This is a genomic window from Bacillus cereus group sp. RP29, assembly GCF_040459765.1.
GTDB classification, from domain to species: Bacteria; Bacillota; Bacilli; order Bacillales; family Bacillaceae_G; genus Bacillus_A; species Bacillus_A paranthracis.
On sequence record NZ_JARVHN010000001.1, the window covers coordinates 5167207 to 5179963 of the forward strand.

The window sequence follows — 12757 nt, forward strand, 5'->3', positions numbered from 1 at the left end:
TCACGGCTACTTAAAATAGTAACGGAAAATTCAGATAAGTAAAAGTGAAGTTGATAAAGTAAAACTTTAATCTATAGAGTTCTATCCACTCAAATTAAAGATTATGTGGTTTTCATCTAAATGGGAAAAATAAACGCATTTTGATTCATACATTCGTTTAAAGTGAACTTCCATCAGTGGGAGTCTTATAGCCTACGAATTGTGGAATAAAAAATGGACTAAGAATTTAATCTTAGTCCATTTTTTATTTTATATCCATTTTGTATGGAATGTACCTTCTTTATCTACTCGTTTATACGTATGCGCTCCAAAATAATCGCGCTGCGCTTGCAACAAGTTTGCAGGTAGTTTGGCAGTACGATAGCTGTCATAATAAGAAATTGCTGCTGAAAATGCAGGTATCGGAATGCCCTGTTGCACCGCCATTGAGATAATTTGGCGTAATCCACCTTGATATGACTCTACAATTTCTTTAAAGTATGGATCAAGTAAAAGGTTCGGTAGGTCAGTGTTAGTCTCATAAGCCTCTTTAATGTTCTGTAAAAAGGCAGCACGGATAATACATCCGCCTCTCCAAAGCATAGAAATGCTGCCAAAATCAAGGTTCCAATCATATTCCTCAGAAGCTGCCTTCAATTGCGTGAATCCTTGTGCATAAGAACAAATTTTACTCATATATAAAGCTTGGCGCACCGCTTCAATTAATTCGGCTTTTTCAACTCCAATTGCCGTTTTATCTTTAGGGCCAGATAAAACTTTGCTTGCGTTCACACGCTCTTCTTTTAAAGCAGAAATGCAACGTGCAAATACAGATTCCGTGATAATAGGCAGAGAGATACCTAAATCAAGTGCGCTTTGACTTGTCCATTTCCCTGTACCCTTTTGTCCTGCAGTATCAAGAATAACATCCACTAATGGCTTACCAGTTTCTTCATCTTTCTTCTTGAAAATATCGGCTGTAATCTCAATTAGATAGCTGTTCAGTTCACCTTTATTCCATTCAGCAAATATTTCATGGAACTCTTCTGCAGTCAAATCTAGTGTTTGTTTCAAGAAGAAATATGCTTCACAAATTAATTGCATATCTCCATACTCAATACCATTATGAACCATCTTTACATAGTGTCCTGCCCCATTAGGTCCGATATAAGAACAGCAAGGCTCGTTATTCACTTTTGCAGAGATGTTTTCAAGCATATCCTTTACTTTTTCGTATGCATCCTTCTGTCCGCCTGGCATAATAGATGGTCCCTTCAATGCACCCTCTTCGCCGCCTGACACACCTGCCCCGATGAAATTGATTCCTTCTTCGGCAAGACGTTTGTTTCGGCGAATTGTATCGACAAAGTATGTATTACCACCGTCAATTAAAATATCGCCTTTATCGAGGTGAGGGACTAGAGAATCAATCGCTTTATCTGTAATTTCCCCCGCATTAACCATTAATAAAATCTTTCTAGGTGATTCGAGTGAGTTAACAAACTCTTCAACTATATGAGTACCAACTAAGTTTTTACCACGGTTTTCCTCAATGGTTTCATCAACTTTTTCCTTTGAAATATCATATAGGGCAACAGAATACCCTTTACTCTCAAAGTTAAGTGCGAGGCTTTTTCCCATAACGCCCACACCAACAACTCCAATTTGTAACTTTTCCATATTCTATCGTTCCTTTCCATGTATGTTACTCTGTATTATAGTATATATACCTAAAATAACATTTTAATCAAATAATCCAACTTTTTCATTTCAATAGGCTCTGCCAGTATTCGTGCAAAAGGTTAAAGGGACACGGCACATCACTATCAAGTTAAAAAATAAAGAGAAATTTTCATCCTTATTAATCAATCATGAAAAATAACTGGTTAATTATGAAAAATCACATTAAACAGCTTCCGTATCCCTTTTACTGTTTAGAAAGATCTATACAAATAAACTTAATAATAAAGTAAACCCTAATCCGGCTACAGAAACGATAGTCTCAAGTAAAGTCCATGTTGCAAATGTTTCTTTCATGCTTAAACCAAAGTACTCTTTGAACATCCAGAAACCAGCATCGTTCACGTGTGAAGCAATTAAACTACCAGCCCCTGTTGCAAGGACAACTAAAGCAAGGTTAACATCAGATTGGCCTAACATCGGAATCACTAAACCGACAGTTGTTAATGCAGCAACCGTAGCAGACCCCAATGAAATACGTAAGATGGCAGCGATAATCCATGCGAGCAAGATCGGTGATAATGAAGTTCCTTTGAATAATTCGGCTACATAGTTACCAACGCCGCCATCAATTAATACTTGTTTGAAAGCGCCGCCTCCACCAATAATTAAGAGCATCATCCCAATATTCGAGATCGCTGTTGTACAAGATTCCATCACGTTTTTGATTGGAATATTTCTTGCCAATCCCATTGTATAGATCGCAACTAGTAAGGATATCAACATGGCAGTATCCGCATTCCCAATAAACTCGATCGTTGCTAGTAAACTATTATCTTTGAATCCCATTGTTTTTTGCAACAAAGTAATAATTGTAGCGACTGCCATTAAAAGAACAGGCAGTAAAGCGGTAAAAACACTGATTCCAAAACCAGGAGTTTCTTCAAGTTTAAATACTTTCTGCTCACCCAATGATTGTATATTACCGGTTTTTGTGAACGCCTCAGGTACTAGTTTTTTTGCAAGTTTAGTAAATACAGGTCCAGCTAACACAACCGTTGGAACCGCTATCATAAAACCGTAAAGTAATACTTCACCGATGTTTGCATGCAATTCACCAGCGATAGCAGTTGGTCCTGGGTGTGGTGGTAAAAATCCGTGTGTTACAGATAAAGCAGCTGCCATCGAAATACCGAGATATAAGATAGAAACTTTTAATTCTCTTGAAATTGCAAATACAATCGGAATTAATAATACTAATCCTACTTCAAAAAATAATGCAATCCCGATAATAAATGAGGCAGTCACAACAGCCCATTGAATGTTCTTTTCACCAAATTTTTTCACAAGGGTCATGGCAATGCGTTGTGCACCCCCAGAATCTGAAAGCAACTTACCTAACATCGCACCAAGTCCAAAAACGAGTGCTAAGTGCCCAAGTGTTCCGCCTAATCCCGCTTCAATGGTTTTAAAAATCTTTTCTGGTGGCATTCCAAGTGCTAACGCAACCCCGACGGATACAATGATTAATGAAATAAAGGTATTTAATTTAAAGCGCATAATCAGTAAAAGTAATGCTAAAATCCCAATTGCTACAATGACTAATGGCATCGTAGTTCCCCCCTAATCTTAGCTGTATTTGTATTTATCCCGCTATTCGTGGGCAGTAAGGCCCCCACCACCTCGAGATTTAGATAGAAGCGAGGCGTGGGAGATTACTGATGAAAGTTTTACTTTATTAAATTTCTTTGATAATTTGCAATTCGTGTATAATCATCTTCTAACGCCCTTGATAGGTTAATAAATATAGGCAGTAATTGTCTGTATTCTTTTGTTGCTTCTTCTTTCGGTGTATGTTTGTAGGTACTACCAACCATTTCGGAAACGATTTCAAAAGAATCAATTTTTCCTGTGGCATAGAGACCTAATATACATGCACCTAGACAAGAGCTTTCGTAGCTCTTTGGAACAACGACTTCAGATGCAAAAATATCGGACATCATCTGTCGCCAAACGTCAGACCTTGCGAAACCGCCTGTTGCTTGAATACGAGTTACAGGACCATCCATACATTCTGTTAATGCTAAAAATACAGTGTATAAATTATATATAACACCTTCTAAAGCTGCACGAATCATATGTTCCTTCTTATGTGACATCGTTAAACCGAAGAAGGAGCCACGTACATCTGGATTCCATAATGGTGCACGTTCCCCTGCGAGGTACGGATGGAATAATAATCCGTCTGCACCAGGTCTCACGCGTTCTGCTATTTTAGTTAATACATCGTATGGATCAATTCCTAGTCTTTTCGCAGTTTCTACTTCTGATGAAGCAAGTTCATCACGAATCCAGCGAAGGACCATCCCTCCATTGTTTACTGGTCCACCAATTACCCAATGCTTTTCTGTTAAGGCATAACAAAATATTCTTCCTTTTGTATCTGTTTGTGGTTTATCAATGATGGTCCGAATAGCACCACTTGTTCCAATTGTGACAGCAATCTCCCCTTTCCGAATTGCATTCACACCTAGATTAGAAAGCACCCCATCACTAGCACCAATGACAAACGATGTTTGGGAATCGATACCAATCTTTTGGGCTAAATCTGGATTGCAGTTGCTGAATATTTTGGTGGTTGGTACGAGTTTAGATAATTGAGCTGATGTTATACCAGCAATTTTTAAAGCTTCCTCATCCCAATCTAGCGTTTTTAAGTTCATCATACCCATGCACGAGGCGATGGAATGATCAACAACATATTGATCAAAGAATTTTTTGAAGATATATTCTTTAATTCCAATATATTTTTTCGTTCTAATCGCAATTTCCGGATGGGCATTCACAATCCATGTAATTTTACTTAATGGTGACATTGGGTGAATAGGTGTTCCTGTTCGTCTATAAACTGCATGGCCATTCAATTCATCTTTGATTTTATGTGCCCATGCCTCACTACGATTATCTGCCCAAGTGATACAAGGTGTCAGCGGCTGATCATTTTCATCCATAGCAATGACACTATGCATAGCACTGCTAAATGAAATAAACGATGGTTTTTTATCTGAATGCTGTTTCGTTATATTTGATATTGCTTGTAAAACAGCTTGGAAAATCTCTTCTGGATCTTGTTCCGCTGTGGATATATCCGGTGTGCGAAGTGGATAACCAATATTCTCGGTTTGAATGACTTCGCCTTTTTCAGTAAATAAAACTGCTTTCGTACTTGTTGTACCGATATCTATACCTAACATATAGCTACTCATGTCCTTGCTCAACTCCTTTAGATAGCATTTGTTGTGACATCCAGAGGTCTTCGACTTTCCCTTGAACATCATCAAAGTTTTGATGTAAGGCCTTAATCATGAGGGCTCGATCTTTTGATTCGATTGCTTTTATATAAAGCTCATGATTTTTAATAATCCGTTCAAAATCTTCGTACTTTTCCTGGAAACGAGTACGCATTGATAAAAGGATTAAGCTTTCCATAACAGGCTTTAAATTATTCCAAATCATCAGGATGTAGGAATGCTCAATGGTTCGAATAATCGTTTCATGGAATAAGAGATCTTGATAAGAAAATTCATCAGAATCATGATACTTAATGGCGATTTTCATCATTTCCATTATTTTATTTAGTTCTCTTACTAAATCATTTGTGTCCATCTTTCCAAGTCGCTCAAAGATAAACGTTTCTATAAGTAAACGAACATCATATATTTCTTCAATTTCTTTCTCGGTTAAACCAATGACAACTGCGCCCATTCTTTCTAAGCGAATAATATTTTCAGAAGCTAGTAATTTTAATGCTTCACGAACGGGTGACCGACTTACAGAAAAATCGGCAGCTATTTTATTTTCTGACAGGATGGTACCGCTTTCAATCGCACCTGCAATAATGCGCATTCTCAATTCGCTCGCAACACGATCACCTGTAGAAGCTTTTGAAAGCCATTTTTCAGGATAAAGAAATTCCATTGATTTCGTCATAAATCCACCTCGTGTTAATCAAGTATACTTGTATACAAGTATTATAACTCGGATTTTTAATTATGCAAGCGCTTTTATTGTTCGCGTTGGTTCTATTAGAGGAAAGCACATAATTATTAAGCTAACAAATCAAGTCACCCCAAAACTATTATTGTTGATAAAGAAGATTTAGGAAATGGAAAACTAAACAAGTGGTATGAAAGACAAATAATTATAGAATCTATGTAAAAAGAAGCAGCTACCTTTAAATGGAGAGGTAGCTACTTTTTTAGTTGTTCATATTCTGCTGATGCTTTGAAATTAATTTAGACATATAGACAAAACCCTAAATTACGTATTGTCTTGTAACTCCATGAATATCTATTCGCGCTATTGTGTTTATACATTGCTCATTGATAGTTTCCCGATTAATTCTCAATAACATCATGTAACCTCTCAGCAAACTCTTTATGATGCACTGTGTTATAACCCACATGATGTCCTGGAAACTCTGCGAATTCTGTTCCGAGGTGTTCTGCTAAGTTGAATGCGCAATGATAAGGAAAAGTTTCTCTTGAAATACTTCCACCAGCTGGACGTACCTGTATCGATGCAGGTTTTAATAGGGACTTTAATGCATCGATATTTAAAGTATAGCTGAGAATTCCCGGGATTTCATACTCAGTGAAATACATCGAATTGCCAAGTAGTCGCTCTGTTAGCATATCCTTCGATGGTTCGGAATTAATATCATCAATATTTGACAATAACTTCATGACCTCACTTTGATGATTCCCTTTAAGGTCTTCCATGAAATTTATAGCCTGCTTCAACTCATTTTCAGATAAAAGTTGTAATAAAACCGGTTCGTGTGGAATTAGTAACTGTACCTGCTCAGGATGACGTATGCACAAATCAAGTCCGATAACAGCACCAGAACTACTTCCGAATACATAAGCCGGTTCTTTGGTCAGATTAGCTAGCAACCGATGAGCATCTTCGCTATGCGTGTGCACATGGTAATCCTCATTTTTATTGACGAGATTGCTACGGGAATGACCACGACGATCGTAAGTAACAACGGTATACCATTTAGCAAGATAGTCGGCGACATTATGGAACTTGTCGGCATCACCACCCCCACCATGAATCAAAAGAAGAATTGGACCCGAGCCACGCACCTCATAATAGATGCTTGCTCCAATTACTTGCAATGTTCCGTTTTTTACTATACTCATTTGTACATTCTTCCTTTCTTTTGTCATCTCCCTTAACATTACATGATTGGTGAATGATATAAAATGCAGGAAATAACTAAGAAACAAATTCACCATAAGAAAAAGCAATGTGTAGCTTTAAAATAAAGTTTGATTAAAAATACTGTGTTAAACCGTATTCTATGATGAATAAAAAGAAACCATTTTGAAAGAGTCTAATCAAAATGGTTTCTTATCCAACAGGTTTATGTTTATGTTTTATAAAAAGGTTTGATCATAGCTTATTTACAATTCTTTGATTAAAGAGATAAAGCATCGCACCTTTTTTATAAACGTCTTAACTTTATTTCAAAACTACAATATATGTAGGTTTAAAATAAAGTTTGATTAAAAGAGTACTGCAAACGTTGTTTTTATAATAGAAGAAACCCACACATTTTGAACAAAGATTGATCAAAATGCGTGGGTTTTGGTTTCGAAGTATTGAAGTTTTTATAAAAAAGATTGATTAAAAAGAGCTTTGTAAAGTATTTTCAATTTGAATAGGAACATGAATACGATCTCTTGCTACTACTGTATCTTCGTAAACAATATAACATTCTACGAAATGATCTCCATTGAAATCTGCTGATTCTGTACGCTTTTCCATTCCCTTTTTTATTTGCCCTCGAATACAGTTTCTACGAATTGCTTCGTCACCTCTATTCAGGACTTTCCAATATATATCGAATTTGATTTTTTCATCCGAACTAAAGCTATTTATTTGGTTACGTTCTTTAATAATTTGCTCAAATTCGTTTTCAACAATAAAAAATTCAAGTGTCCTTTGGCGTTTAATTCTAATTTGACCTTTCAAAAGGTCTCTTAAAAATGTCGGTCTATAACCATCTTGTTTAATAATACAGTCAACTTTAAGCGAATAACGTATATCAACTCTAAATTTATTTTCAATGAATTCCTCGGTGTTAGTTGCTCTAGTATAAGCAGATTCAAAGTAGGCAACAGATTTATTAACTGTTTCTGGAACTGGGAAGGTTTGGCCAAATAAATATACTAGCGTTTCATATAAGTCTGTACTATCCTCATCTAAATCTTTAATTTTGTTATAAGCCTTCTTTGCTTTCTTTACGAACTTACACTTTTTATTGTAGACTTTTTGATTACTGCCTAGAGCATACCAATATGCTTGATCTTCATTCAAATCTTTTAAATACTTAAATAAGTCTTTTAACAAATCTAAATAATCAGTAAAATCTGCAGAATAATATTTAGAATTTGCGTTCAAGAATTTGTAGACTAATGTATCAAGCAGTAATCCGCCAAATTTAAACCCAATGTTATTTTTCCAAGCTCTAACTAAATAACAGACATAGCTAAAATTATTATTGGTAGTAATATTGAAAGCAGCTGCTTCATCAATTTCTGGAATAGGGTTTGTTTTTTTCCAACTACCACCTTCATTTGCATCAGGATATAAAAAAGACCCGTCCGACTGTTCAAATACAGGACAAACTTCAACAATCTTTTTTAAGCTTTCAAAACTCACAACAACAACTTGTCCATCGCCACGTACAATTGTCCTAGAATAGCGCTTTTTTATTTCTTTTTTTACATCTTGCAGTAGTTTTGACTGGCCATTTCCATCATGGTCATCATATTGCTTCTTTTTACTGCTTGGTAAAATAAATAACATATCTACATCACTAAAAGATTTAATTGCCGTTTGTCTTCCAAGTGATCCAACGACCTCACAATGTTCGGTTTCACTTTCACAATCATCATAATAGGATTTGTTTAGTCTCTTTGTAATTTCTTTTACACGTTTAGTCTCCTCTTCAGTATCTTTTATCTTTAAAGAATCAATAAATTCTTCTATGTGTGTAGCTAGCATCCCTTATCCCCCTTGCTTCTAATTCTCAATACAAAAATTTATTACAAGAACTAAATTTGTAATAATTACAATGGCAGTCCATATTCTAAAAGACATTGGAAATTTATCTTTCCAAGTGAATCTTTTTTGCTCATCAATCCATTCATGCTGCGCTTGATAAAAGAATTTATAATGGGCATACCAATCACTAAATGTTATTTGCTTTGTGATGCTTATGGCATAATAGTCATTCAACAGTTTTTGTAGTTTTTCTTGCTCTTCATTGGTCACCTCAGATTCAGTAGAACTCTTTGTCTGATAATACATATCTTTTAATTCATTATGAATTTCTGTTAGTTTTATGCCAGCTTTCATATAATCTTCTTTATTAGAGTTGTATAGGTTTATTTGCAGTGCAACAACACTTACTAAAATAATCACAAGAGACACTTCTTTGCTATAGTCAAAAGACGGTGCATACAATTGCCATATCCCGATTAATAATGTAATCAAAGCTATTCCACTTGGTACTTTTTCAACAATATCGTAGGTCGCAAAATGCTTTTTAGCACCAAACATCACATTGTATCCATGTTCTGCTAACGACTTTAAAAAAATTTCTTTTTTCATATTAACTCCTTTTCTATAAAAAAAGCATTCTAATATTACGTAATACTAGAATGCTTTTTGATTTTTAAATAAACATTTGTTGCATGAATCCTTGTTTTTGTTTTTGTAAAGCTTTTTGTTTTATTTGTGCTAAATGAACTTTCATATCTAGTTTTGCAAGAAAACCAGCAATTTTTTCTTGTTCTTTGACGGAAGGCAATTTGATTGGAATACTATTAATAGAGTCATTATTTAATGTAATTCCTTTTACAGCCTGCATACCGAAACTAGCAATGTTAATAAAAGTAAAGTAATAATACATATACTCTGTATTGACGTTTTCTACTTTCCAATTAAAATGACATATAGCTTCATTAGTAAAAATAGGCTTTTTAATGATTGCTAATTTCCCTATTGTCAATTTAAAACTCATAATTAAAGTATTAGCTTCTACTCTATTATGTTTTAATTCGCCAATAGAAGTGACTCCTTTATTACCCTCTGCAATATACTTTTCTTTCATACCAGCTATAGATAACCAATTCTTTAAATTATCATCCCAATAAGAAGTTTCTTTAGTATCAGGTGTATATCCTTTAGATACTAGGGCTATCTCCTCAACACTTCTTATTTCCCACTCTGGATAATCTTTCCCATCTGCATCCTTGAACCTTAACTCCTGCTTAAAAATCTTCTGCATATACCCTTTTTTCTGCTCTTGCAGCAAATCGATTTTTTGTTGTTGGAGTTGGATTTTTTTCTCTATAATTTCTAAAAAAGAAGAAATGTATTTTTGTACTTCCAAACTTGGAAGTTGAATTTTAGATTCCATAAAATCTTTTTGACTTAGCGTCTTATTACGACCTGCCCCACCAGGAGAAGCATCTTCTAATAGTTTTTTACCCTTTGGAGTTAATAAGTAATGCATTAAATAATCTAAATTCACATTCTTCTTCGTTTTGTACATTGGAAATCTATGTGAAGCAATCAATCCATTTAAATCTGAAGTTGTTTTAGAAACAGCACGCTCCCATGCAAAAACAATATTCACTATTAAACAATCTGGTTCAATCCAAAAAACTCGTTTGTTCCCTAATGATTCACCCGTAACAGGTTCTTTAACAAAAATACCTTTACCGTGTGAACGAATACCTATCTGTGTGTAAGTTTCGGCTTTTTCAACTTCAACTGGTTTACTTATTCTACTCAATAAATCTTTCAATTCAAATACTTGTAAAGTATTTTCTAGGAGATTCACACCCTACACCCCCAATTCTTTGAAGTATGCAGCTAATTCTTCATCGACTTTGGCGATTTCTTCATCGATCTCTTGAATACGTTTTGCGACTGCTTCTAAATCAACTGGTTCTTCTTCCTCGAATGTATCAACATAACGAGGGATATTTAAGTTGTAATCATTTTCTTTGATTTCATCTAATGTTGCTGCGTAAGAATATTTGTCGATTGTTTCACGATTTAAATAAGTAGCCACGATTTTATCAACGTGGTCATCTGATAAGTGGTTTTGATTTTTACCTTTTTCAAACTCATTTGATGCATCGATAAAGATGACATTGTCATCGTGTTTACGGCATTTTTTGAACACTAGAATACACGTAGGGATACTTGTACCAAAGAAAATATTCGCTGGTAGACCAATAACTGCGTCTAAATAGTTTTTCTCTTCGATTAAATATTTACGAATAACGCCTTCTGCAGCGCCACGGAATAAGACACCGTGTGGCAATACGACCGCGAATGTACCATTGTCATCTAAATGATGAATAAAGTGTTGTACAAATGCGAAGTCAGCTTTTGATTTTGGTGCTAATTTTGCGTAATTACTGAAACGTTCGTCGTCTTGGAATTTATCATCAGCACTCCATTTTGCACTATAAGGTGGATTGGCAACGATTGCTTCAAAACGTTTATCCATGTGCTGTGGTTCTTCTAATGTATCTGCATTTTTAATATCAAAACGTTGGTATGGGATATCATGCAGCAACATATTCATACGTGCTAAGTTATACGTTGTTGATACTTTTTCTTGTCCATAGTAGTTATAAACTTTTGCCTCTTTACCTACACGTAGTAATAATGAGCCAGATCCACATGTACCATCATAAACATCTTTAATTTCTGTTTTACCAACTGTGACGATTTTCGCTAAAATGCGTGATACTTGTTGTGGTGTGTAAAACTCGCCGGCTTTTTTTCCTGCATTGGCAGCGAATTGTGAAATCATATATTCATAGGCATCGCCAAGTACGTCGATTTCTACATCATCTTGCAAGAATGGAATATCTGCAATATTCACAAGTACTTTCGCAATTATTTCTGAACGTGCTTTTACAGTACGCCCTAATTTTGATGAGTTTAAATCCATATCATCAAATAAGTTTTCAAAGTCTTCTTGGCTATCTGCGCCCATTGTAGAAGCTTCAATCGCTTTTACACCATTTTGAAGCATTTCAATATCAAAGTTACCATTCGCACCTAATTCGATTTCTTTTACGAATGTAGAGAATAAATATTGAGGTGTGATGACATAACCTAATTCATTAATTAAATACTCTTGTAAATCTTCATGATATTCTTCATTTTCCCAAGCTTCCGCAAAGTTTAATTCATCTTCCGCAAGTAATGAATTTGCACGTGATTCTACTTTTTCTGATAAATAGCGATAGAAAATCAATCCTAAAATATAATCTTTAAACTCATAAGCATCCATTTGACCTCGTAAGTCATTAGCCATTGCCCATAGCTTCTTATGTAACTCAGCTTGCTGCTGGCGTTGTTTTTCACTTGTTGTCATCTATATGACCTCCTATTATTCTGTAATCTTCACCATTTGATGACGAAGAAAAAATTGTTCCAATGTATCTTTTTCTTTTAAAAGTGCTGACTTTTTCTTCTTTAATTGTGCTATTTGTCCAAGCTTTCGTTGCTTTTCAATGGTCGGAAGCACAAGCTCAATTTCTTTTACATTCGATAACTTCAATGAAGAAATAATACTTCCTTCTGTAAATAGCGCAATTTGTTTTTGAATCGAAGGATGTTCATTAAATAACCACTCCATAAAATGCACATCTACTTCTTCCGAGAAGCTTATTTTCATAAAATTATTTGTCAACAATAGACCTTGATATTCTGGAGGAAACCAAACAACCTTTTGCGTTAATGTATGCAGTACAAGGCTTTTCGTATCTGTTAATACTTCTTGTTTAATCTTCTCTTTTTTCACATAAATCGAGCGATCTTTTTCTTGAGAAATCCGATAATCGGTTCCAAGTAAATGATTGAACTCTTTTAATGTTACTAACTGCAGTTGAACACTGTCTTCATTCAAATTCGAAGTTTCAATCCGATTTGTAAAAACGCCTTGTGTGACTTCTGCACATTCTCTTAACTTCATCATATGACCTCCTCTCTG

The 12757-nt window shown here is 35.0% G+C and carries 10 protein-coding genes; all 10 read right to left on the reverse strand.

The annotated features are described in order from the left end of the window. Positions 1-249: 249 nt before the first annotated feature. Positions 250-1659 (reverse strand): NADP-dependent phosphogluconate dehydrogenase, encoded by a 1410-nt coding sequence (gndA, locus tag QCI47_RS27225; protein ID WP_000413557.1) that lies wholly within the window; start codon positions 1657-1659, stop codon positions 250-252. A 264-nt stretch (positions 1660-1923) separates the two neighbouring features. After that, positions 1924-3270 carry a gluconate permease GntP gene (gene gntP, locus QCI47_RS27230; protein WP_001131723.1) on the reverse strand — a complete coding sequence of 449 codons (1347 nt, stop codon included), beginning with the start codon at positions 3268-3270 and terminating at the stop codon, positions 1924-1926. Positions 3271-3389: 119 nt separating this feature from the next. Further along, positions 3390-4925, reverse strand: a complete 1536-nt coding sequence (gntK, locus tag QCI47_RS27235) for a gluconokinase (protein ID WP_071741932.1) — start codon at positions 4923-4925, stop codon at positions 3390-3392. Further along, a complete protein-coding gene (gene gntR, locus QCI47_RS27240) occupies positions 4918-5649 on the reverse strand; it encodes a gluconate operon transcriptional repressor GntR (RefSeq protein ID WP_309423332.1) in 732 nt (243 codons plus the stop codon). Before gntR ends, gntK begins: the two co-directional genes overlap by 8 nt. 407 nt (positions 5650-6056) lie before the next feature. Continuing rightward, positions 6057-6866, reverse strand: a complete 810-nt coding sequence (locus QCI47_RS27245; RefSeq protein WP_353811995.1) for an alpha/beta fold hydrolase — start codon at positions 6864-6866, stop codon at positions 6057-6059. A gap of 487 nt (positions 6867-7353) precedes the next feature. Then, the gene (locus tag QCI47_RS27250) at positions 7354-8736 is read right to left on the reverse strand and encodes a nucleotide-binding domain-containing protein (RefSeq protein ID WP_220779716.1); all 1383 of its coding nucleotides are present in this window, start codon (positions 8734-8736) and stop codon (positions 7354-7356) included. An 18-nt stretch (positions 8737-8754) separates the two neighbouring features. Then, positions 8755-9345 carry an SLATT domain-containing protein gene (locus QCI47_RS27255; protein WP_220779717.1) on the reverse strand — a complete coding sequence of 197 codons (591 nt, stop codon included), beginning with the start codon at positions 9343-9345 and terminating at the stop codon, positions 8755-8757. A 64-nt stretch (positions 9346-9409) separates the two neighbouring features. Further along, the gene (locus QCI47_RS27260) at positions 9410-10582 is read right to left on the reverse strand and encodes a restriction endonuclease subunit S (protein WP_220779718.1); all 1173 of its coding nucleotides are present in this window, start codon (positions 10580-10582) and stop codon (positions 9410-9412) included. Positions 10583-10585: 3 nt separating this feature from the next. Further along, positions 10586-12139, reverse strand: coding sequence for a type I restriction-modification system subunit M (locus QCI47_RS27265; protein WP_220779719.1), 1554 nt, complete (start codon positions 12137-12139; stop codon positions 10586-10588). Between the two features lie 15 nt (positions 12140-12154). Beyond that, complete coding sequence (locus QCI47_RS27270) at positions 12155-12739, reverse strand: restriction endonuclease subunit S domain-containing protein (protein ID WP_220779720.1); 585 nt, start codon at positions 12737-12739, stop codon at positions 12155-12157. Positions 12740-12757 lie beyond the last annotated feature (18 nt).